Annotated in this window: 20 protein-coding genes; 19 read left to right on the top strand and 1 reads right to left on the bottom strand. The window is 41.0% G+C overall.

Features of this window, described 5'->3' with window-relative positions; all coding sequences use genetic code 11:
• The first annotated feature begins 64 nt into the window (after positions 1-64).
• The 4 genes from NRIC_RS08665 to NRIC_RS08650 are packed head-to-tail and all read left to right on the top strand — an operon-like array spanning position 65 to position 5,006.
• Complete coding sequence (locus NRIC_RS08665; protein ID WP_146622296.1) at positions 65-925, top strand: PRD domain-containing protein; 861 nt, start codon at positions 65-67, stop codon at positions 923-925.
• Between the two features lie 2 nt (positions 926-927).
• Positions 928-2,772 (top strand): beta-glucoside-specific PTS transporter subunit IIABC, encoded by a 1,845-nt coding sequence (locus tag NRIC_RS08660; protein ID WP_146622295.1) that lies wholly within the window; start codon positions 928-930, stop codon positions 2,770-2,772.
• Between the two features lie 16 nt (positions 2,773-2,788).
• Positions 2,789-4,222 (top strand): family 1 glycosylhydrolase, encoded by a 1,434-nt coding sequence (locus tag NRIC_RS08655; protein ID WP_146622294.1) that lies wholly within the window; start codon positions 2,789-2,791, stop codon positions 4,220-4,222.
• A gap of 1 nt (position 4,223) precedes the next feature.
• On the top strand, positions 4,224-5,006 hold the full coding sequence (locus NRIC_RS08650) for a histidine phosphatase family protein (RefSeq protein ID WP_146622293.1): 783 nt from the start codon (positions 4,224-4,226) through the stop codon (positions 5,004-5,006).
• Positions 5,007-5,591: 585 nt separating this feature from the next.
• Here the strand turns inward: NRIC_RS08650 and NRIC_RS19545 are convergent.
• Positions 5,592-5,741, bottom strand: a complete 150-nt coding sequence (locus tag NRIC_RS19545) for a GntR family transcriptional regulator (protein WP_265416107.1) — start codon at positions 5,739-5,741, stop codon at positions 5,592-5,594.
• A gap of 369 nt (positions 5,742-6,110) precedes the next feature.
• Here NRIC_RS19545 and NRIC_RS08640 point away from each other — a divergent pair, with 369 nt between their 5' ends.
• The 15 genes from NRIC_RS08640 (at position 6,111) to NRIC_RS08570 (ending at position 22,500) form a co-directional block, all read left to right on the top strand.
• Positions 6,111-6,719 carry a TetR/AcrR family transcriptional regulator gene (locus NRIC_RS08640; RefSeq protein ID WP_175580036.1) on the top strand — a complete coding sequence of 203 codons (609 nt, stop codon included), beginning with the start codon at positions 6,111-6,113 and terminating at the stop codon, positions 6,717-6,719.
• A gap of 8 nt (positions 6,720-6,727) precedes the next feature.
• Positions 6,728-7,369 (top strand): DUF998 domain-containing protein, encoded by a 642-nt coding sequence (locus tag NRIC_RS08635; protein WP_146622291.1) that lies wholly within the window; start codon positions 6,728-6,730, stop codon positions 7,367-7,369.
• Between the two features lie 151 nt (positions 7,370-7,520).
• A complete protein-coding gene (locus NRIC_RS08630) occupies positions 7,521-7,955 on the top strand; it encodes a hypothetical protein (protein WP_146622290.1) in 435 nt (144 codons plus the stop codon).
• Between the two features lie 97 nt (positions 7,956-8,052).
• Positions 8,053-8,547 (top strand): GyrI-like domain-containing protein, encoded by a 495-nt coding sequence (locus tag NRIC_RS08625; protein WP_146622289.1) that lies wholly within the window; start codon positions 8,053-8,055, stop codon positions 8,545-8,547.
• A 284-nt stretch (positions 8,548-8,831) separates the two neighbouring features.
• On the top strand, positions 8,832-8,987 hold the full coding sequence (locus NRIC_RS08620; RefSeq protein WP_227873772.1) for a hypothetical protein: 156 nt from the start codon (positions 8,832-8,834) through the stop codon (positions 8,985-8,987).
• A 184-nt stretch (positions 8,988-9,171) separates the two neighbouring features.
• Positions 9,172-9,690 carry a helix-turn-helix transcriptional regulator gene (locus NRIC_RS08615; protein WP_146622288.1) on the top strand — a complete coding sequence of 173 codons (519 nt, stop codon included), beginning with the start codon at positions 9,172-9,174 and terminating at the stop codon, positions 9,688-9,690.
• 745 nt (positions 9,691-10,435) lie between these two features.
• Positions 10,436-11,482 carry a zinc-binding dehydrogenase gene (locus tag NRIC_RS08610; RefSeq protein WP_146622287.1) on the top strand — a complete coding sequence of 349 codons (1,047 nt, stop codon included), beginning with the start codon at positions 10,436-10,438 and terminating at the stop codon, positions 11,480-11,482.
• Between the two features lie 922 nt (positions 11,483-12,404).
• The gene (locus NRIC_RS08605; protein ID WP_146622286.1) at positions 12,405-15,047 is read left to right on the top strand and encodes a cation-translocating P-type ATPase; all 2,643 of its coding nucleotides are present in this window, start codon (positions 12,405-12,407) and stop codon (positions 15,045-15,047) included.
• A gap of 435 nt (positions 15,048-15,482) precedes the next feature.
• A complete protein-coding gene (gene tgt / locus NRIC_RS08600) occupies positions 15,483-16,628 on the top strand; it encodes a tRNA guanosine(34) transglycosylase Tgt (RefSeq protein WP_146622285.1) in 1,146 nt (381 codons plus the stop codon).
• Positions 16,629-16,708: 80 nt separating this feature from the next.
• Positions 16,709-17,065 (top strand): preprotein translocase subunit YajC, encoded by a 357-nt coding sequence (gene yajC / locus NRIC_RS08595; protein ID WP_175580035.1) that lies wholly within the window; start codon positions 16,709-16,711, stop codon positions 17,063-17,065.
• A gap of 298 nt (positions 17,066-17,363) precedes the next feature.
• The gene (locus NRIC_RS08590) at positions 17,364-19,529 is read left to right on the top strand and encodes a BglG family transcription antiterminator (RefSeq protein ID WP_146622284.1); all 2,166 of its coding nucleotides are present in this window, start codon (positions 17,364-17,366) and stop codon (positions 19,527-19,529) included.
• A 5-nt stretch (positions 19,530-19,534) separates the two neighbouring features.
• Positions 19,535-20,014 (top strand): PTS sugar transporter subunit IIA, encoded by a 480-nt coding sequence (locus NRIC_RS08585; RefSeq protein ID WP_146622283.1) that lies wholly within the window; start codon positions 19,535-19,537, stop codon positions 20,012-20,014.
• A gap of 24 nt (positions 20,015-20,038) precedes the next feature.
• Positions 20,039-20,383: a PTS fructose transporter subunit IIB gene (locus NRIC_RS08580; RefSeq protein ID WP_146622282.1), complete on the top strand. Its 345-nt coding sequence runs from the start codon at positions 20,039-20,041 to the stop codon at positions 20,381-20,383.
• Positions 20,384-20,473: 90 nt separating this feature from the next.
• Positions 20,474-21,529, top strand: coding sequence for a PTS fructose transporter subunit IIC (locus tag NRIC_RS08575; protein WP_146622281.1), 1,056 nt, complete (start codon positions 20,474-20,476; stop codon positions 21,527-21,529).
• 20 nt (positions 21,530-21,549) lie between these two features.
• A complete protein-coding gene (locus NRIC_RS08570) occupies positions 21,550-22,500 on the top strand; it encodes an aldo/keto reductase (protein WP_146622280.1) in 951 nt (316 codons plus the stop codon).
• Positions 22,501-22,511: the final 11 nt, after the last annotated feature.

Below are 22,511 nucleotides of genomic sequence, written 5' to 3'. Positions count from 1 at the left end.
TACCTCAGGATAAATACACTATCCTTAGGTAATTTGAGTTTTTTTGTTTGAAAGGAGGGAAAGCATGATTATCAGTCAAATTTTAAACAATAATGTAGCCATTGTAAAAAAGGGAAGCAATAGCCAAACCCGCGGAAACGAAATCATTGTTTATTCAAAGGGTGTTGCGTTTAAGCACAAAGCAGGGGATACTATCGCGGAAACGGAGATTCAGAAAACCTATGTCCTAGATTCCCATGATAAATTGGAGCATTTCAGTTATTTACTTTCGAATACCACAGATGAATACCTTCAGATTGTAACCAAGACGATCGAATATGGTGAGAAAGTTATTAAGAAGGATGTGTCCGATTATCTTTATCTAGCATTGCTTGATCATATTGATTTTGCCATCAAACGGCTGGAAAAGGACCAAATTGTCAAAAGCCCGTTAGATTGGGAGGTTCGGAAGTTTTATCCAGATCATTATAAGATCGGACTTTATGCTGTAGGACTGATCGAAGAAGCGACAGGAAAAGCTTGTCCGAATGAAGAAGCCGTATCTATTGCTTTGCATTTTATCAATCTTCAAGCCAAGGGCAGTGAAGATGACAGTATGATGCGCATGATGGAGGCGGTGCGCAATATCTTATCCATTATTAAATACCACTTCCGATTAGATTTCGAAGAAGAAAGTATCAATTACATTCGTTTAGTGACCCACCTGCAATACTTTATCGTCCGTATGTTTAAAAATGAGGTCTTTGCCTCAAATGAGACAGAGCTGAATCGACAAATTCGTAAGCTTTATCCAGATGCTTACAGCTGCGTCAACAAGATTCGAGTGTATGTCCGAGATACCTTTGGAAAAGATTTGTCTGAAGACGAGGAAGCTTATCTAATGCTGCATATCCAGCGAGTCGCGAAACGAGAAGAGGAGAAATAATTATGAACTATGAAAAATTTTGTAACCAGCTGATTGAATTAGTTGGTGGAAAAGAGAATATTCAAAGCGTGACTAATTGTATGACACGTTTACGTTTTAAATTAAATAATCGTAGTCTTGCAAAAACAGAAGAAATCAAAGAACTGCCGGATGTGATTGATGTCGTTTCTAACGATGTCGCTTACCAAGTGATTATCGGCACACAGGTTCAAGATATTCGTCCAGAGATAAATCAAATTCTTGGATTAAGCGGTGAAGGCAATCAATCTGAGCCCGCTGAAAAAGAAAATTTCGTTACGATGGCTTTACGTGTTTTATCAGAAGCGATGGGACCGATTTTAATTCCTATCATGGCAGCAGGGCTGTTGGCTGGAATATTGTCGCTGCTCTCATTAACAGGCTTAGTCTCGGCTGAAAGTTCGACCTATATGATTCTAGATGCCATTCGGCAATCAGTCTTCTTCTTTCTACCCGTATTGATAGCGATTTCCTTTGGCCGTCAATTAGGCGTGAATGAATACTTAGCAGTGACAATCGCCTTAACGATGATGTCCGAGACAATCAACGGAGCAGCCGGGTTGGATTTTCTTGGTTTGAAATTGCCAGAAACGACCTATTCTAATTCCTTCTTTCCAATTATCTTAAGTATCATTTTTATGAAATATGTCGGAAAAGCGTTGGAGAAACTGATTCCTAAAGCAATGCAATACTTCTTTAATCCGGTACTGACCTTGATTATTACTTTGCCAGTCACCTTGATTTTATTTGGACCGCTAGGAATGTATATTGGCGATGGCTTGAACTTTGTTTTTGATTTTATCGGCGGAACTTTTGGCAACTGGATGGTTGTTATGCTGTATGCGGCGCTGCAACCATTCTTGATTACGATCGGTGCAGGAAACTTTATTATCCCAATTTTCATGAATTCGTATGCGACGTTGGGCTATGATCCAGTCTTTACAGCTGCTTGGATTGTCTCTGATATTGCGGTGTGTGGGGCTGTAATGGGCTACTTCTTCCGTTCAAAAGATAAAAAACAAAAACAATTATTCGGGACAACGGCCTTCAGTGCCTTCATGGGTGTGACTGAACCCGCAGTATATGGTGTGTTCGTCAAATACCGTCGTCCATATATTGCTGTCATGATCGGCGGCGGACTTGGTGGCTTGTTTGCCGGGTTAATGAATGTTGTTGGATACGCGCCAGTCTCACTTTTTGGGATTGCCTCGTTTATTGGCGAAAGTAATTATCGGAATTTCTATATGATGGTGATTGCAGTCATCATTGGGTTTGTCGGTGCTGCGGTGGCGGCCTTCATTTTAGGGATTCCCGACGATGAAAAGATAAAGGAAAAACAAGTAGAACCCGTTGGAAGCAATGCAGAAGCTGTCACCAAACTATTAATCAAAGCACCTGTTAAGGGGAAAAATGTTGCTTTAAGTAATGTGAATGATAAAGCCTTCTCGTCTTCTGCGTTAGGAAAAGGCTTAGGAATAGAACCTGAAGAAGATACCATTCACGCACCAGTAAATGGTGAAATTGTCAGCTTATTCCCGACGAATCATGCGATAGGAATCAAGACCGAATACGGTGTCGAGCTCTTGATTCACATTGGGATTAATACCGTGGAACTAGAGGGTCAGTACTTCGAATCATTTGTAAAACAGGGGGACAAAGTTTCCGTTGGTGATGCTATTCTAAAAGCCGACATGGCAGGAATTCGCAACGCAGGCTACGATCCGGTCGTGATTACGGTTATCACAAATACAGCGGACTACTTGGATGTGTTGCCGACCAGTGATCCAAGTTTGAATAATAATGAAGACTGCCTGACAGTCGTTGTCTAAAATGGAGGGAAAACGAGTGAGTAAATTAGCAAAAGATTTTTTATGGGGCGGCAGTATTGCGGCGCATCAATTGGAAGGAGCATGGCAAGAAGACGGCAAAGGTCCTGCGATCATGGACTTTGCGACATCCGGCTCAGTTACAACACCGAGAGAATATACGAAAACGATCGAAGCAGGCAAGTATTATCCATCTCATGAGGGAATTGATTTTTACCATCGCTACAAAGAGGACATTAAGCTATTTGGCGAGATGGGCTTTAAGAGTTTACGGCTTTCTATCGACTGGTCACGAATTTATCCCAATGGCGATGATGCCAAACCAAATCAAGCAGGGATTGACTTTTATCAACGTGTTGTGGATGAATTATTGAAGTACAATATCGAACCGATTATTACTTTGTACCATTTTGAACTGCCGATCAATTTGGTAACAGCGTACGATTCTTGGAAGAATCGCCAAGTCATTGATTTTTATTTGAAATTTGTCGAAACAATGGTCAATGCGTTGAGGGGTAAAGTAAAGTATTGGGTGACCTTCAATGAAATGAATCATATTGATCCGCAAACTGAGGCTTCGGATATGTTCACCTACATTTTAGCTGGGTTGAAATACAGCGAGCTTGAAGGAAATAAGAAAGAAGTTTTAGCAGTAGTTGGTTACAACATGACCTTAGCTGGTGTCAAAGCAACCCATTTGATCCATCAGCTTGATCCAGAAAGCAAAGTTGGCTGTGTCTTCGGGATTACGCCAACGTATCCAGTAAATTGTGATCCTGTCAATGTACTGAATGCTTTTAAAGAAATGGATCGCGATTTCTATCAAATTGATGCGATGTGCAATGGTGAATTTCCCCAATACAAATTAAGGGAGTACGCAGATCTAAACATTGAGATTGGGTTGACGGAAGAAGATCAAGCAGCGTTTGCCAAAGGAAGGCTTGATTTTATCGGCATGAACTACTATATGACCGATGTTGCTCGGTATGAGGGCAGTGAAAATGAAGAGGAATCCCTCTTCGGTGGAGTTCAAAATCCCTACCTTGAAAAAAGCAAATGGGGCTGGGGGATTGATCCAATCGGGCTTCGGTACTTATTGAATTATACTTACCGACGCTATGGATTACCGATCATCATTTGTGAAAATGGATTGGGTGCCTACGACGAAGTCGGACCAGACGGTGTTGTTCATGATGATTATCGGATCGACTTTTTACAAAAGCATCTAAGCGAGTTGAAAAAAGTAGTGGAAGAAGACCAAGTAGACTGCTTTGGCTACTTGATGTGGGGGCCGATTGACCTGGTTAGTGCCACCACCGGTGAAATGAGAAAACGCTATGGCTTTATCTACGTTAATAAACATGATGATGGGACAGGAGATCTAGCCAGATCGCCGAAGAAGTCATTCTATTGGTATAAACATCTGATCGAGACTAACGGGGAGGAATTGTAAAATGAAAAAAGTGTTTGGGGTATTGTTAACCTGCATGTTGGGAGCTGTGTTGATCGGTGGTTTAGCCAAGGGCGAGGAAGCTGAAGCAGCAAAGAAAAAGAACGATGAGGTTACAATCTACTTAATTCGTCATGGCAAAACCTTTTTTAACACCACTGGACAAGTGCAGGGTTTTGCTGATTCACCATTGACAGATACCGGGATCAGCCAAGCAAAAAAACTTGGAACGGGCTTGAAGGAGATCAAGTTTGATCTTGCTTATTCCAGCGACCTGGGTCGACAACGTAATACAGCCAAGCTAATCCTTGCGAAGAATGAACATAAGAAGCCTAAATTGATCGAACATGATGGCTTCAAAGAGTGGAATTACGGCGGATATGAAGGCAAGACAGACAAAGAAATGTGGACACCGATTTTTGAAGCGAACGGCTTCCAGTTGGACGATGACTGGTCTGATTATGATAAGCTAGTTGAAAAAATTGGTGATGATGGCATAGCGAATACGATCGCTGAAAATGATCCATTGAAGGCAGCAGAAAATTATGATGAGATTACAACTCGTGGTCAAGCAGCGATGGATAAGGTAATCAAAGATGCCAAGAAAAAGAAGGCAAAGAATGTTATGATCGTTTCTTCTGGCGGTATGATCCCAACCTTATTGGAGATGCTGGTTCCAGACGCTTACAACGGTGAGATGATAGAAAATTGCAGCGTAACTACCCTTAAGTATAAAAATGGAAAATATACCTTAGATAAGATTGGCGATACGCAATATATTGAGTAAGGAACGAATAGTAAAACAACTAGATTTGAAATTCTGCTATTCAACTGTTTGATCAACTCAATTAAAAACTATGGAGAAAGAACAAAGCAGATAAGGGGCTCAATGTCTTAACGGATGATTGGGCTTTTTTGTTTTTAGAACAAAGAAATAAAATCGACGCCTCCGTAGGATTTCGGTTAGAAGCAAAGGTTGCTTTGTAAAGAATCGAAAAAGCTTATAGGTGTCATCAAAAAATGCGGGCATACAAGTGTATGACACGAGTAAATGATCAAAAAATCTAACCCTACATCGTATTCTGTTATACTAGGTGGCTAAAACCATTGATAGCGTACGTATCTTATCACCATAATTAGACAATTGTTCAACATCAGTGAAGTTCCGCTTCCAAACATTTTTTCCTTCTGTCAACGATAGCTTCAAATTGATAAGCATTGAGAATAGTTTCAACTAACTTCTCAGTAACTGGACTTTTTTCTTTCTGATAAGAACGAGCTAAACTGTTCATTTCATTTTTTTGAAAAGAAAAACTGTGAAGCAACCACCTACTTAGAATCAATGGTTACTCACACAGTTAAGGGTAAACTATTACGTTCGCTGCAAAATACTTCCTACACAGAATTTGTTTGATTTTAACCAGACGCGCCCTAATTCAATGATCGAATCATTGTCTAGGTGAACAAGCTGTTCTTGATAAAGCAATGGAGAGTTTTCTTCAACTTGAAGAAGCTCCGAAATCGTTTTATTTGAAGGAACAGCGGCAAAAGAAGTTTCAGCATGAACCGCCTGTGTCCATTCAATAAATAAGTAGTCATCGCCTACATTGATTTTAACATGCGAGCGATCTTTTCGTCGGCCTGTCTTTTTTCTAAGTTAATCAATTTTGCATCAAACTCAAGACCTTGATTTTTCATTGATTCAGAAAAGAGAGAGCCGATATTCTCATCAATGATAAAGGTTCCTTTTCCTTGTACCAAAAAAGAAACCGATTTCTTATCGTTCCACGACTCATATCAAAAAGTTTCATGAGATCCTTCTTAGAACAATCTTGCCCTCCCTACCAATCGGTAGTATAATGAAGCTACCGATTGGTAGGGAGGGCTTATTTTGAATACAAAAGAGCAAATTTTGAGGTGTACATTGGAGCTGGCATCTGAAACCGGCTTGGGTAATGTCTCTTTGCAGAAAATTGCCGATAGGGTAGGCGTTCGTAAGGCCACCTTGTTCAGCCATTACAAATCAAAAGATGAGATTATCGAGGCGTTGTACCGATACATTCGCACCATGGCGGTTGCAAACCGGAAAGGCCTCCCCTTGGAGCATCCTGCTTTTTTGCAAGACAAAACAGCGGTGGAGGTGCTGGAAAGTGTAGTTTTTGCTTACAAGGCGATGAATGAGTCTAGGGATATGGCTATGTTCTACCGGTTCATTTACTCCGAGCGTGTCTTTAACCCCCTAGCCGCCAAAATTATGATTGAGGAAACGCAAACCATGCTGGCACAAGTGCAACAGTTGCTGGCAGCAATGCAAGAGAGTGGGCTGCTTCGCTTCCCCTGTCTGAAGACTGCTGCAACCGCCTTCTGCCTAACCATCCATGAGCTGCTGGATTTGGGTAGGGATTATGCCGCAAACGGACAGCCGGATAAAGGTAGGACGATGATTTGTGACTATATCACCGGGTTTTGTAAAGAATACAAATCTGGTCAATCTGTGTGAGGTGTACAATGAGGATCATTAAGCCGCTGTTTTCCTTGGGCATGATCAGCTCGGTGGTCTATCTGTTGCATGTTTTTATTGGGCAGGCTTTATGGCCCGAATATGACCCGGTATCCATGGATATCAGCTCCCTGACAGCCGATGGCGCGCCCAATGCTCCCTTGCTGCGCGTGTTTACGGCGGTTTATGGGGTGACATTTCTACTGTTTGTTGCTACGTTGTTGTGGTATGCCGTTAAGCACTATCACAAGGCAACCACTGCGGGATATGGGCTGCTGCTGATTATGGCACTTTCCACCACCATTGGCTACAGCTTATTCCCTCTCACCGGTAACAAAACAGAGATGAACTTCCAAAACATGATGCATATCGTTGTCACGATGGTTGTCGTATTTACAACTATTGCAGCGTTATTTCTGCTCGCCTACGGGTATCTCAAAAAAGAAAAAAACAAGTTGTTGGGGCGTATCTGCCTCAGTTTTAGTATTGCCATTTTTCTGTTTGGCGCGTTGAACCCTCTTTCACTCGCCTATAACCTTGGCATCCTAGGTATCACCGAGCGTCTGGTAATTTTGACCTTGCAGCTTTTTGTATTTGTATGGTCTTACCTGTTTACCTTTAAGTACAACAAAGTCAATATCATACAATAAGGCGATGTGTCCTCCCGGTATAATAGGACTATTACGATGAAGGGAGTGACCCTATTGTTTGAAAAACTGAAAGATATACGGTACGACGAGAACTTGCGCTACCGCTGACTGAATATCAAACAGAATCTGATGCAGGAGGCTAGCCCATGAAGTGTTAGGCTGCCGCATTTTACGCCGTCAGTGCAGTACTGTACCGAGCTGTTGGGTATTCCCGTATGGCCTACTTGCCATGCTGATTCTGTTTGTGCAGAGTTGTTCTGACCACGAAAGCAGTTTGGCAGCGTATTTGCTCCCTGTTCAAGTGCATGATCTGCCTTTTGCCGCAGTTTATCGATGGGATTTCTTTGAAAAGACGGTGGCATTTATCCCAACTGCCGCAAAGCCAGACAATCTGAATTTTCATGTACAGCACGCGAAGAAGCTGCTTTATAAAATAGGGCTGGCAGATGATGAAAGTGTGGGTGATGGGCGACCGTATGCTCTTTGCCAGCTCCGGTGTTCCTGCTGTCGCAGTAACGGCATCGAACATTTTCACCCTCATGGAATCAGTGATGCATACGCCCGCAGACAATTTGTTAATTGTTGATGTGAATAGGATAGAGGAAGCCATCAGCTTTCTGTTAAGCTGTGTTTGGTGTGCTACACCAAGAATAAATACCCAATAAAAGAAAGAAGGAATGAATATGAACCACAGAATTGAGAAAATGGACGCTTTCCGCATTGTCGGTGTTAAGCTGCGCTCTACCAACGAAAATATGCAGGGCATGAAGGATATCCCTGCTTTTTGGGGAGAGGTCATGAGCCAGAAAAAGCAGATGCAGATTTTGCCTTTGATGAATGCCGCGCCTATGGGCCTGCTGGGCGTGAGCGTATACAACTCTGATGCCAACGATGCCAAGGTGTTTGATTATTACATTGCCTGTGCCACTACGAAGGCCACGCCGGAGGGCATGGAAGAATACACGGTGCCTGCAGCTACTTGGGCCGTATTTCCCTGCAAAAAGGAAGAAATGGGCCATGTGCAGATGGATATCTTCACTCAATGGATGCCGACTTCGGGCTATCGCGGCCTGAACAGCGGCTATGAAACCGGCGCAATGAACTCCGCCGCGCCCGACATTGAGTTGTATACCCAAGGGGATGATGTGGAGATTTGGGTGCCGGTGGAGAACGCTTAGTTTATTTCTTGAATCAACCGAGTTAGTATAGTTTTATTAAAAAAAGAGGCGGAGAGAACGGTAGTCAAGATTCCAACTTTGTTATTTCACTATTCTGATGAAGAACAGAAACTGTATCATCCCCTTCTTATGAGCAACGGCTTTGGCTCTCACTCTGCCTCATCCATGCAGGAAGCCCTCATCATGCTTGTCGATAGAGAGTTTGCAACTATTGTCATCAACGGCAGCTATTTTGAGTACATCCTACTTTTGAAGGTTATGTGAAAGATTACTAGTGGTTATCCATGGCGGTTCAGGAATTGCGGCAGAGCTACATTCAAAGTATCGGTCATGCTTACGATGAAAATCATCAAGAAGCAAATTTAATTGCAGTTTTAACCAGTGCCAAAAATTCTGTCCAAAAGAAAACGATTGAAAAAATCAAAGAGTTGAATGATTGATCTTTTCACTCAACAAGCCAGCAAACTATTGTTGGCTTTTTTTAGTGGGGGATTCAAAGAAAAATTGAACGAAAAGGTGGATTTTGCTTGTGGTAGAAAGGATTTGCTATCGACATTTTGGTCAAAAGGAAATATATTGGATAGAAGAAGACACTGAAAACTAATAAGGTGTAGGTGAAGATAAATGGAAATCAATCAGATAATTAAAAGCCAGAGAACCGAGCATAAGCTGACACAAGAACAGCTGGCAGAAAAAATCTTTGTCTCTAAAAAGACGATCTCAAATTGGGAAACCGGAAAGACCACGCCGGATCTTGACAGTGTGATTCGCCTGGCTCGTCTATTCCATTTATCTTTAGACACTATATTATTGGAGGAGTCGATTATCGTGAAGGATATCCGAAGAAAAACGGTATTCAGTAAAAGCTTGGTGTTATTCATTGTTCCGTTTTTAGCTAACCTGTTCCTGCTGTTTCAGCAATTTTTGCTGCTTCATCAATCAAAAAACACTTTTCCAAGTGTATTCCTGTTCTCCTGCTGCTTATTTGCCAATCTGCTGCCATTGACTTATTACTATTTGAAGACTAGCGAGAAGAAGTACAAGTATAAATACCAGCCGTATATCTATTTAGCTATTGGGTGGATTGTATTATTCATTTTAGTTGAGATTATTGTAGTCTTGCTGATCAGTTTCCTGCGGTGAACGTTCAGACATAAAAATACCGACCTCCAAAAGTTAGATTTTTGGTCTAACTTTTGGAGGTCAGGTCAAATACACGGTCTTTTTGCTGTGTACCATTTTATAGAGTCCGGTTTAGTGCATTAGCCGTTCTTTCTTATTTGTGGACATTGTTTTCGACGACTAGCCGGGATCAATCATAAAAAAAGCCAATACGTTTGAATTTTAGGAACATCTTTTTTACGTTTTTGGTGCACAATAAAGTATGCTCTATCCAGATTTTACAATGTTCTAGATGAAACAGCTTGATGGAATAGGTTGAATATAGCCTATTTTCTTAATCGTATAGCTTAAGCAGATACGAAAGGGTAAAATGATTTTTCTACTATTCTTTAAACACTGAAATGGTCAGAATAAAAAAACAAAGATTTCAGTCAGTGATAGAAGTCCATGTTCATTCAGATACTAGTGTGGAACAATTTAAGAAAGACTGGGAAGCAATTTATGGCGTAGGGATGTCAATTTGTGACTTCTAACAAAGAAATTTCTTTGGGATCAATCATTTTTATGGTTGGTCTTTTTTTAGCAGTCAAGCTAGTATTGCTTATTAAAATTTTTTATTTGACTTAAAGTGAACTTCAAGGTTTATACTAAGTTTATTCTCTATTCATAGAGTAATCGGAAAATTATTTAAAAGCAGGTTGTCAGGATTCATGCAGCTGTTTCTTTTCCGAGTGTAATACAAACTGAAATTGAAAGGAATGGAATGATGAAATCGACAATTTTTGAAAAAGCGGGTCTAGTAACGGTTCAAGAAGTTGAAAAACCAAAATTACAGGCGGAGGACGATGTGATCATCAAAGTCGTTCGTGCATGTGTCTGTGGTTCGGATCTTTGGTCTTATTCTCATGGCGACAACAAGGAAGCACACTCTGTCAATGATGGTCACGAAGCGTTGGGAATCGTGGAAGAAATCGGCTCTGCAATCACCACTGTGAAACCGGGGGATTTTGTTATCGTGCCTTTCACCCATGGCTGTGGCGAATGCGATGCTTGCCGTTCAGGCTTCGATGGAACTTGCGATCGTCACAAAGGCGCAACAAACTGGTCTCATGGATTCCAATCTGAATACATTCGGTTCCATTATGCCAATTGGGCATTGATCAAAATTCCTGGACAACCGTCTGATTATACTGAAGGAATGATTAAGTCATTGCTGACTTTGGCTGATGTGATGCCGACTGGTTACCACGCTGCGCGTTGTGCTCATGTAGAAAAAGGCGATAAAGTGGTTGTCATCGGTGACGGAGCTGTAGGTCAGTGTGCGGTCATAGCTGCGAAAATGCGAGGGGCTTCACAGATTGTTTTGATGAGTCGTCATGAGGATCGGCAAGAGATGGCTTTACAATCAGGAGCAACTGCTGTTGTTGCTGAACGTGGGGAAGAAGGCATTGCAAAAGTCCGTGAAATTTTAGGTGGCGGTGCGGACGCAGCACTTGAATGTGTGGGAACAGAGGCTGCGATTGATCAAGCCCTTGGTGTCCTGCATAATGGAGGTCGAGTTGGTTATGTTGGTGTGCCGCATTACAATGACCGACCACTGGGGTCAACCTTTGCCCAAAATATTTCAGTTGCTGGCGGTTCGGCTTCTGTAACGACCTATGATAAACAATTCCTGCTTAAAGAGGTTTTGGGTGGGAATATCAACCCTGGTCGTGTGTTTACCCAGACCTACAATTTAGACGACATTAACCAGGCCTATCAAGATATGCAAGAGCGTAAAACCATCAAATCGATGGTTGTGGTGTCTGATTAGTTCGGGATTAGAAATTACAATTTTGATGTTTCTTATCATTGCTAAATTTTACGGACTGGAGAATCTAGAAGCTGATTTTTTTTCGACTGAAACATCAAGCCTCACTTACCCTATATGTAAATAGAGCGCTTAAAAAGTTGAGGCTTAGATAGAAGTAAAAGTGACTTTAATTTCCGCATATGGAATTAAAGTCATTTTTTTTTGAAAAGTTGGGATTCCGCCATTTACAAGAACTAATGCTTACTCAATGAATATGAGTTGTTCATTTATCCTGCATTAATTGCTATTTGTGAGAAGGAATCATTTTTCGTACGCATATCATTTTTCTAAACTGCTAAAGCAGGAAGAAAAACTGACAAAAAAAGCCAGGCTCTCGATATGCCTGGCTCTTAGATTTCGGAAGGAATCATTATTCGAATGTCTTACTTTCATATATACATGTAAAGTATTACATGAATTTCTTGATGATAAACATAAATTTTGTTTTACTACTTGTTTCACTATTTGCTTCACAGTATTCAATATTTAATTTTTCGTCAGTTCTTCTTTTACGTATCTCTTTTACTTCTAATTTTGACTTTAATTCAACTACTGATACGCATTCACTATTTATAAGGAAATACTCTACACATATATCACTTATTGCTTTTCGGTGAACCTTGTACTTCTAACAACATTATTGTTTACTTTGTTCTACTTTTCTTATCGAAAAATCCTACTTCGAATAACGATTGTCCTCCTTCCTTGTATCTATATAGTAGCATATTCTTCCAAAAAAAGAAAGCGATTACACTCTTTTATTTAAACAATAAAATTTGTTACTTTTTGACCGTACCGCAAGGCCAATCCTTTGAGTTATCAACAAAATCTATGTTATAGTAAATAATAAGTGGTTTTTTTATAACTGAAAGGGAGGAATAGGATGGAACCATATAAAGAGTCGATAGACGATATAAAACGTGAGTTAGAAACAGATTTAGAAACGGGGTTAACCCCTGAGGAAGTAGACAAAAGATTAAAAAATAACGGAAGAAATAAGTTTGAAGAAGCGAAGAAAGAATCGATTGCGAAGAAGTTTTTCCGCAGTCTAACTGATTTTACTACCATTATCTTATTGGTGGCAGCAGTTATCTCGTTGTATACAGCCATCGCGACAGATCATGGGGATTACTTTGAAAGCTTCTTGATCATTGCCATTGTGGTAATCAATTCCGTCTTGTCGATCGTCCAAGAGGGCAATGCTGAAAAAGCTTTATCTGCTTTGCAGGATATGAACAAGCAAACTACTCAGGTGATGCGAAACGGCAAGGTCGAAGAGATCGACGCCGAAGAGCTGGTACCTGGAGACATCGTATTGCTGGAGGCTGGAGCGTTGATCACCGCGGATGCGAGGATCGTCGAAGATTCTCAATTGCGGGTGGAAGAATCCGGCTTGACTGGAGAAAGCGAACCTGTTGTAAAAGATTCAGAGTATCAAGCACAGGAAGATGATTCTTTAGGCGATCGTTTGAACATGATCTATAAAGGATCAACCGTCGTAAATGGTCGCGGAAAAGCAGTGGTCACTGCGACGGGGATGCAGACGGAGATGGGGAAGATCGCCGGACTGCTGAACGAGGATCATGACCAGAAAACACCGTTGCAGCAACGGTTGAACCAATTAGGAAAACGCATCAGTATGATTGCATTGGCTGCAGCAGCCCTAGTATTTGTCATTGGCGAACTCCAAGGGGAACCGATCTTGGAGATGTTTATCACGTCCGTTTCACTAGCCGTAGCCGCAGTTCCAGAGACACTGACTGTTATCGTGACGCTGACCTTAGCTTACGGTGTACAAAAGATGGCGAAGAAAAACGCGATCATCCGGAAGCTTCCTGCGGTTGAAACACTGGGTTCTGCCAACGTCATTTTGTCGGATAAAACAGGAACACTGACTCAAAACAGAATGCGCGTCCGTCGTGTCTGGACCCGTGGCGATTCGGTCGTTGATACCGAAGAAGGCATGACCGATGAAGCGATGGAAGTGTTGAGCATCGCGGCATTATCAAGTGATGTGAATGTCGACAATGAGGGCGACGAACTGCTGATCACAGGAAATCCGACAGAAGCAGCAATCGTTCGTGCGGTTGAGGAAAATTACCATACAAAAGCCGAATTGGAAGAAAAATACCCGCGAATCGGCGAGATCCCTTTTGATTCTGACCGGAAAATGATGACCACCGTCCATAAGCGTGGTAAAAAATTCATGACCGTTACGAAGGGTGCTTTCGATGTGCTTTATCCGAGGTTCCGCTTTGGCGATGTGGATCAGGCGGCAATTGTCAATGATCGTTTCGGTAAAAAGGCCTTGCGGGTTCTTGCTGTTGGGTATGCGATCTATGATGAAGAACCGACTGAAATTACCTCTGAAGCGTTGGAAAAGGATCTGCATTTGATGGGGTTGATCGGCATGATTGATCCGCCGCGTCCAGAATCTAAGCCAGCGATTGAACGCGCTCGAAAAGCTGGCATCAAAACGGTCATGATCACAGGAGACCATGTGGTGACTGCGGGTGCTATTGCAAAGGAACTGGGCATCATGGAAACACGAGAAGAAGCTATTTCTGGTGCCCAATTGAAGAAACTGACAGATGAAGAGCTTGATGAACGTGTGAAAGATCTCTCTGTGTATGCACGAGTAACCCCGGAAGACAAAATTCGGATCGTAAAAGCTTGGCAGCGAGTTGGTGCAGTAGTTGCGATGACCGGTGATGGTGTCAATGATGCCCCTGCCTTGAAGGCCAGCAATGTCGGAGCTGCGATGGGAATCACCGGAACAGATGTCGCGAAAGGTGCTGCAGATATGGTCTTGACCGATGATAATTTCGCGACCATTGTAGATGCGGTTGCCCGCGGACGTGCAGTTTACCAAGGCATTCGTAAAGCGATCAATTTCTTGCTGAGTTGTAATATTTCAGAGATTTTCATTGTATTGATCGCTATGTTGTTAGGTTGGGGTGCACCCTTTACAGCTGTTCAATTGTTATACGTGAACGTTGTAGCGGATGGACTGCCAGGATTTGCTTTAGGTCGTGAGCCTGCGGAGCCGGGCATCATGGATGAGCCGCCGATTCCAAACGATGAAGGGATCTTTGCCCGGGGATTATGGCAAAAGATCGCAGTCAATGCCAGCATCTTTACCGTTGTGGCCTTGATTGGATTTTATGTTGGAGCTTTCGTGGAAGAAATCAGTCATTGGGTGGCACCGAGCTTAGAAGTTGGTCAAACCTTGGCCTTTCTAGTGCTGGCGTATTCATCGATCCTGCATGTTTTCAATGTGCGAAGCAGCAAATCGATCTTTAAAGTGGATTTATTGACTAATAAATCTCTTGCGCAAATGGCGTGGCTGGCAATTGCTATCACCACGGTGATTGCATTAGTTCCATTTACCCAAGGATTGTTCAACCTAGTGTCGATCAGTTTGACACACTGGTTAGTAGTGATCGTACTATCCTTTGTTCCAATACTGGTCAATGAGTTGATCAAATTCCAAAAAGCACCAGAGGTTGATCCAGAAGAAATTTAAGAGAAAATTGGCTGAGCGGCTTAGGCTGCTCGGCATTTTTTATAGTTCAACTAGCTTTAGGAAATGGAAGAAAGATTTGTTCGGCTTGGTTTCCATGCACCGCATAGGTACTAAAAACATCAATACTTGAGCGCTGACAGTAATCAAGATATCGTAAGGATCAAAAGGACTATTTAAAAACAATGTGTGCGCAGCTTCAGATAGCAGCGTCCTGACAATGATCCAAATTTGATTTTTCGCACGCCAAGCTCCTAGAAAAATAAAGGTGCTTCTATATGAAATTGGGGAAATCGTAACCAGACGTAAATGAGCGGTGTATGAACTCTCTTAAGAATGTCCAATTTTTTCTTGGACGATTTGCAAAAAAGGCTTAAAACCAGTATTATGATACAAGTTGAAAACTTATACATACCAAAGAAAGTAGGAAAAAAATCAATGACTCAACCTGCTATTTCTTATCGATTGATCAAGAAAGAAAAACATACAGGTGCTCGTCTTGGCGAGATCATCACTCCTCACGGCACCTTTCCGACTCCGATGTTTATGCCGGTAGGTACCTTGGCAACGGTAAAAACGATGGCGCCTGAAGAATTAAAAGAGATGGGTGCGGGAATCATTTTAAGCAATACCTATCATTTATGGCTTCGTCCTGGAGAAGATTTAGTGGCAGAGGCTGGCGGATTGCACAAGTTCATGAATTGGGATCAGCCGATCTTGACAGATTCAGGTGGTTTCCAAGTCTTCTCATTAGCTGATATGCGAAATATCGTAGAAGAAGGGGTTCATTTTAAAAATCATTTAAATGGTTCAAAAATGTTCTTGTCTCCTGAAAAAGCGATTGATATTCAAAATAAGCTAGGCTCAGACATTATGATGAGCTTTGATGAGTGTCCACCATTTGATGAAAGCTACGACTACGTGAAAAAATCGGTCGAACGAACTTCACGTTGGGCAGAACGTGGTCTGAAAGCTCATGCTAATCCAGATAGTCAAGGGTTGTTCGGGATCATTCAGGGGGCCGGTTTTGAAGATCTGCGCCGTCAAAGTGCGAAGGATCTGGTTAGCATGGATTTTCCTGGGTATTCAATTGGCGGCTTGTCCGTAGGTGAGCCTAAGGAAGAAATGAACCGAGTCTTGGAATTTACCACCCCATTGATCCCAGAGAACAAACCACGTTACCTGATGGGAGTAGGAGCCGCGGATTCCTTGATCGATGGCGTAATTCGCGGAGTTGACATGTTTGACTGCGTCTTGCCAACGCGGATTGCTCGTAATGGAACGACGATGACTTCGCAAGGCCGATTAGTCGTTAAAAATGCTAAGTTTGCCCACGATTTCCGTCCGTTGGATGAAAAGTGCGATTGTTATACTTGCCGAAATTATTCTCGGGCCTATATCCGTCACTTGATCCATTGCGATGAAACCTTTGGGATTCGCTTAACTTCGTATCACAACTTGTATTTTCTGATTAACCTGATGAAACAAGTCCGTCAAGCCATCATGGATGACAATCTATTGGAGTTTCGTCAAGCCTTTTTCGAGGAATATGGCTTTAATAAGGAAAACGCAAAAAGTTTTTAAAATATGAGGGAAAAAGCTAGTGTTCCCTTATCAACTTTGATACAGTTAATAGTGACTTATTAGAATGTGAGGCGAAAAAAATGGGCGGAAACTTTTCAATGGTTATCTTGTTGGTGTTAATGGGCGGTATGTTCTTTATGATGAACCGTTCGCAAAAGAAACAACAGCAAGAGCGTCAAAACTTGTTAAGTTCGATGAAGACTGGGGATGGCGTTGTAACGATCGGCGGACTGCACGGCATCATATCTGAAATCAATGAAGCAGACAAAACAGTTACGTTAGACTGTGAAGGCATTTTCTTGATTTTCGATCGTGCATCGATCCGGACAGTAAAACCAGCTGCACCGATCGGTCCTGCGACAGTTGAGCCAGCTGCTGATGAAGCAGCACCGGTTGAACCTGAAGTGGAACCAGAACCAACAGATAAAGAAGAATAAAAGGTTTGCAATAAGGAACCAGGAACTGTATTTTCACTGTAAAAAATCGGTGAAGATACAGTTTTTTTTTAGAGGAAAAAAATACTCGAAGAAATTTTAAGATGGCTGCTTTAGTTCCTTTTGCTTCTTTTGATTGGTGAAAAAAATAACTGAATGAGTTTTACTACAAGCCTAATTGAGGAAAAAAGGTGAAACAGATTGATTTCTTTTTTTCTTTTTTTTAGGAAAATAACCGGTCTAATGAAAGCGTTTACTAAGTTGATGTTATCAGACATAATAATTATAAGAGAAGGGCAGGATGACCAATAGAAAGAGGGGATGGCTTATTAATCGTCAAGTAAAAATAGCTAAGCAACTTTTGCAGACCCGCCAATGGACAGCCATTTCAGAATTAGCAGATAAATATAATGTATCAAGTAGAACAATTAGAAATGACCTGAATGCGATTGAAGATACTTTAAACTCATTGGACATTCGAATGATTAAAAATAGAAATTTAGGAATATGCATCGATTTTACCGGGGTTGAAGAAGAGCAGATAAGAAAAGCACAGATAACCTTGTCAAACAAACATTTTTATTCTGAAAATGAACGAATCAATAAAATCTTGCATTTTATGTTATTAGAAAATGAACGGTTTACGATTAATGATTTATCGGAACAGGTTAACGTGGGAAGAAATACAGTTATTCGTGATTTAAATACATGTGAACGCTGGCTAAATGAAAGAGGAGTAACCCTTCATCGCAAAACAAGGGTAGGAATAAAACTAAATGCTGAAGAGTATCAATGGCGTATTGCTGTTTTAGATTTTATTCATCGTGATATAAGTGACATTGACTACCAAAAATTGTATCAAGGTTTAATGGACGATACTGCCATCACGATAAATTTTTATGTGAACGACTTTATTCGTCATTTTACAACTGCTGCTCATACGCGCTTAATCAAAAATTTTTTACGCAAGTACGAAGAAGACCATTTATTGAAATTTACGGATGAGTCCTTCTCTTATCTATTCTTTTATCTGTGTATCAGCGTTGTTCGTATTCAAAAGAATGAAAGCATCCAAACAAGTTTTTCAAATCAGCAAAGCCAGCTGCAGGACAAAAAAATAGGTAAGTGGTTCCACCAGAATAAAGAAATTATCGAAGGTGCCTTAGCGATAGAATTTAATTCATACGAGGAACAGGCAATTGTATCTAATCTAATGACTAAAAATGCTTATTTAATTCAACCGAATACTTATGATGATAGGGAAGAAGAGGAGGCGAGAATAAAAAAATTTATTTTGAATATGGAAGCAACTCTTTGTATTGAATTGGCTAATGACAAGCAGCTGCTGAAAAATCTTTTGCTTCATATGCGTCCGGCTATCAACCGAATGCTACTTCATATCCACAATAAGAATCCTTTAAAGGATGACATTAAAACGATGTATCCATCTATATTTACTGCTTGTCGGAGAGAACTTAAGTGTGTTGAAGAGCAGTATAAAATTTCTTTTACAGAAGATGAAGTTGCTTATATCACAATCCATATTGCTACAGCAATTGAGAAGAGGCGCAATATAATGAATTTTTATCATAAAGTTATTGTGGTTTGCTCAAGTGGCATTGGAACCAGCAATATGCTGGTCACCCGTCTTATGACAGAGTTCCCAAGTATTCAGGTGCAAGCGGTTTGCTCAATTAAGGATTTTAAATCGTGGAATAAAAAAGACATCGATTTTATTATTTCTACCGTACCTTTATTTACGCATGTTGATATCCCCGTTATTTATGTTAACCCTCTATTAAACGAGAGAGATAAGAAAAAAGTTTATCATTCCTTAAATCGTTATGGTACTAAACCAGCATTTGATGTTGCTAATCTATTGAATCAACTCATGTCGATTATTGTTCAAGAATGTGAGGTTGCCGATTATTCCCGCTTAAAAGACCGCCTGGGCAAGTTATTTGAAACAAGAGCGGATGAAAAGATATATGAGGTGAAAAAGTTAAGTGATTACGCATTAGATGGCATGGTCACACTCGTTGATGAAGTTGAATCTTGGGAAGAAGCCATTCAACTATCAGGAGAGTTATTAGTAGCTGGGAATCAGGTAGACAAGGGTTACGTTGATCGATTGCTGGAGTCATATGAGGAATTAGGAAGAAACATGATTGTATCCAGTGGTGTAGCTATGCCTCATACATGTGTCGGTGAGGATGTGTACCACACTTCAATTTCTTTTGTCCTGCTGCAGAAACCGATCGTATTTTTTTCCGATGAGGAACCGGTATGGTTTATCATTTCCCTGGCTTCTAATGGTGACAATCAGCATATTGGTGCTGTAGGTGAATTGGTCAATCTTTTGATGGATGAAGAAATGATGGAGAAGATAAAACAAGTGCGCGATAAGACACAATTTATATTGTTATTAAAGGAGTTCGAGAAAAATATAGAGAGTCGAGAGGGCTAGTAGGTATGAAAGAGATTAATTTGTCTGAGGTACTAAATGTTGAATTGATTGATACTGCCACGCATCATTTTAAAACAAAGCAAGAGCTATTTGAACACGCAGCTTCATTGTTCAAGCAGGCTGGTTTTATTAGTGATTCGAATGGATTTATCGAATCATTATACGAAAGAGAGGCAGAAGGGACAACTTATATGGGAAATGGGCTGGTAATTCCTCATGGAAAGTCTGTCAGTGTTTCCAAGGCAGGTGTCTGTATCTGCCGCTTTCATCCAATGAAATACGAGGGGGAAGAGGAGGAATTGGCTCATTATGCGGTAGTTCTGGCGGTACCTGAAAAAACTGATCCCAATCAATATATTAAGCTTTTATCCAGCATTGCATGTTCTTTACTGCAGCAGGAGATTGTTGAACTAGTGACAAAAGAAAAGGATGCATCTCGAATTTGGCAATCCTTGTCTGAAGTAATTGCAACTGTGAAACAGTAGGTAAATAGAAGGGAAGAAAACAAAATGAAAAAAGCTAAAAATGATTTGAAGGTTGTTGCGATCACTTCTTGTTCTGTAGGAATCGCTCATACTTATATGAATGCAACGGCTATGGAAAATATCGCTAAAAAGTACGATTTTTCTATTCATGTTGAAAAACAGGGCCAACTTGGTCCGGAAGATGCTATTTCTTCGCAGGAATTTGCTGAGGCAGACGTGATTATTTTGTGTTGCGGTGTTGCACCATTAGAACCAGAACGATTCGAATGTTATCCAGATAAAATTGTAGAGGTTGAGTTTGATGGGATGTTGAAAAAACCTCAAATGATGGAAGAGAAGTTAAAGGAAAAAGGAGTTCTAATCGATTAACAGATATTTGTTAAAAAATCGTGCACGATTTTGAATATACCCGATTCATAAGATGTCGGAAAGTAAGTTTTACTCTGGGGAGGGGAAACAATGGACGTGAAGAAGTTTTTGAAGGACTGTTATGCTGCTATGATGGCTGGAATTTCTTATATGGTTCCGGTGATTGTGGCAGGAGGAATTTTGCAGGCTATTCCTAATCTTTGGACAAACGGAGCTGCAGCTGAAGCAGTTGAGGGAACAATTGCTTTTACAATGTATTCTTGGGGAAGCTCATTGTTTGGCATGATGTACTACGTACTGGGAATGTTTGTTGCTTTTGCTATTGCTGGAAGAGGAGCATTTGTTCCAGGATTGATGGTAGGTCTAATTGCAGTAAACGGCTCTTCTGGTTTTTTGGGAGCTTTAGTTGGAGGAATTATTGCAGGGTATTTAGTTAAGTCCGTTTTGATGAAATTGAAGCTGCCATCGGTCTTGCAATCAGCGAAACCGGTATTGATTATTCCATTATTATCAGCAGCTATAATGATGTTTCTGATGGTTTTCATGATTGAACCGGTTTGTGGCTGGTTAATGAACTTGATCTATGATGCAGGCAGATTTGTAGAATCGATAGGCTATAACTGGCTGTTGTATGCCTTCTTTGGAATATGTGTTTGTTTTGGAATGGGAGGACCAATTATCGCTGGAACTGTCCCTCTTATGTTGGCGCTGATTGCAGATGGAAATGTAGAAGTAGCAGCAGTTATGAATTGTACAGCCTGTGCCAGCTGTTATGGGACAGCCTTAGCTACCGTCCTTTTTAAGAAAAAATATCGCCCAGACCAGCGTGCTAATTTACCTGGTTTGTTGACAGGGGGGATTTGCCAAATTACAGAGTTTCAAATTCCGTTTTTAATGGATGACATTAAAGTTATGACTCCTTGTTACATTCTTTCTGGGGCATTAGGCGGGATCATGGTGGCATTGACCGGAGTAACTACTCCAACATTCCATGGAGGTATCTTTACGGCTTTCTTAGCGTCGAGTGTACCACTACACCTCTTATGTATATTGGTTCAGGCTTCATTTACTTGCTTGTTTATTGGCATATTTAAAAAGAACCTTTCTGAGGAAAATGAGGAAGTGTCAGAATTAGTTGCAGAATAATTGGATGAAGGGAGACTATCATGCGGTTTAAAACGTTAGGAAAAAGTGGATTAGAGGTTTCGGAACTCACTATTGGCACATGGGCAATGGGAGGATTAGGGTATGGTTCCGTTGATAAAAAACAATGTATTGATGCGATACATGCAATGATTGATGCCGGTGTCAATCATATTGATACAGCTTGGATCTATGGACTAGGCGAGGCAGATAAAGTAGTCGGTGAAGCGCTCAAAGGAAAACGTGACCGAGTGTTGATAACCTCCAAAGCTGGTTTTCATCCTCCTGTGAATGGGACGGGACCAAATTATCCGGATTGTTCCCCAGCATGGATGACAAAGTGTCTTGAAGAATCATTGAATTATCTTGGCACAGATTATGTAGATATATTTCTTGTCCATGTTCCAGATGAAAACACTCCTTTTCAGGAAACTGCGGAATGTGTTAATCAATGGGTCAAAGATGGAAAGGTTCGTCACGTGGGGGTATCTAACTTTGATCCAGCGGCAATGGATCAAATGGCTCAATATCTTTCTATTACAGCGCTTCAATCACAATATTCCATGGTGGCGCGTCAAGAGGAATCTGCCTTAAAGTGGGCTTTTGAAAGTAATTGCGGCGTCATGACTCACAGTTCTTTGGCTAGTGGGCTGTTAACAGGGGCAATTCGTCAAATGCCTCAATTGCCTCCAGATGATATTCGAGTATTGTATGATTATCCACAGTTTAAAGAGCCTATGTTTTCTCAAATTATGGAGCTTCTGAAAACACTCGATCAAATCTCAGAAGAACGGAATGTTCCAGTGGCACAAGTTGCTTTAAACTGGAACTTGCAAAAGGAGTTCGTAACTACTTCGTTATGTGGTGTTCGAACTGTAAAAGAAGCTTTAGAAAATTGTCAAACAACCGAGTGGCTGTTAACAGAAGAGGAAATGAAGAAATTGGATAAAGCTATTATGGAGACTTTAGGGTAAGTGATCAGGGG

This window comes from Enterococcus florum, assembly GCF_004309355.1.
Lineage (GTDB): Bacteria > Bacillota > Bacilli > Lactobacillales > Enterococcaceae > Enterococcus_A > Enterococcus_A florum.
This window is presented reverse-complemented; position numbering and strand designations above follow the sequence as displayed.

Excerpts from the sequence above, each read along its gene's own strand:
- NRIC_RS08665 (WP_146622296.1), top strand. The coding sequence starts at position 65 with ATGATTATCAGTCAAATTTTAAACAATAATGTAGCCATTGTAAAAAAG.
- NRIC_RS08660 (WP_146622295.1), top strand. The coding sequence starts at position 928 with ATGAACTATGAAAAATTTTGTAACCAGCTGATTGAATTAGTTGGTGGA.
- NRIC_RS08650 (WP_146622293.1), top strand. The coding sequence starts at position 4,224 with ATGAAAAAAGTGTTTGGGGTATTGTTAACCTGCATGTTGGGAGCTGTG.
- NRIC_RS08635 (WP_146622291.1), top strand. The coding sequence starts at position 6,728 with ATGAGGATCATTAAGCCGCTGTTTTCCTTGGGCATGATCAGCTCGGTG.
- NRIC_RS08625 (WP_146622289.1), top strand. The coding sequence starts at position 8,053 with ATGAACCACAGAATTGAGAAAATGGACGCTTTCCGCATTGTCGGTGTT.
- NRIC_RS08620 (WP_227873772.1), top strand. The coding sequence starts at position 8,832 with ATGGCGGTTCAGGAATTGCGGCAGAGCTACATTCAAAGTATCGGTCAT.
- NRIC_RS08615 (WP_146622288.1), top strand. The coding sequence starts at position 9,172 with ATGGAAATCAATCAGATAATTAAAAGCCAGAGAACCGAGCATAAGCTG.
- NRIC_RS08610 (WP_146622287.1), top strand. The coding sequence starts at position 10,436 with ATGAAATCGACAATTTTTGAAAAAGCGGGTCTAGTAACGGTTCAAGAA.
- NRIC_RS08605 (WP_146622286.1), top strand. The coding sequence starts at position 12,405 with ATGGAACCATATAAAGAGTCGATAGACGATATAAAACGTGAGTTAGAA.
- tgt (WP_146622285.1), top strand. The coding sequence starts at position 15,483 with ATGACTCAACCTGCTATTTCTTATCGATTGATCAAGAAAGAAAAACAT.
- yajC (WP_175580035.1), top strand. The coding sequence starts at position 16,709 with ATGGGCGGAAACTTTTCAATGGTTATCTTGTTGGTGTTAATGGGCGGT.
- NRIC_RS08590 (WP_146622284.1), top strand. The coding sequence starts at position 17,364 with ATGACCAATAGAAAGAGGGGATGGCTTATTAATCGTCAAGTAAAAATA.
- NRIC_RS08585 (WP_146622283.1), top strand. The coding sequence starts at position 19,535 with ATGAAAGAGATTAATTTGTCTGAGGTACTAAATGTTGAATTGATTGAT.
- NRIC_RS08580 (WP_146622282.1), top strand. The coding sequence starts at position 20,039 with ATGAAAAAAGCTAAAAATGATTTGAAGGTTGTTGCGATCACTTCTTGT.
- NRIC_RS08575 (WP_146622281.1), top strand. The coding sequence starts at position 20,474 with ATGGACGTGAAGAAGTTTTTGAAGGACTGTTATGCTGCTATGATGGCT.
- NRIC_RS08570 (WP_146622280.1), top strand. The coding sequence starts at position 21,550 with ATGCGGTTTAAAACGTTAGGAAAAAGTGGATTAGAGGTTTCGGAACTC.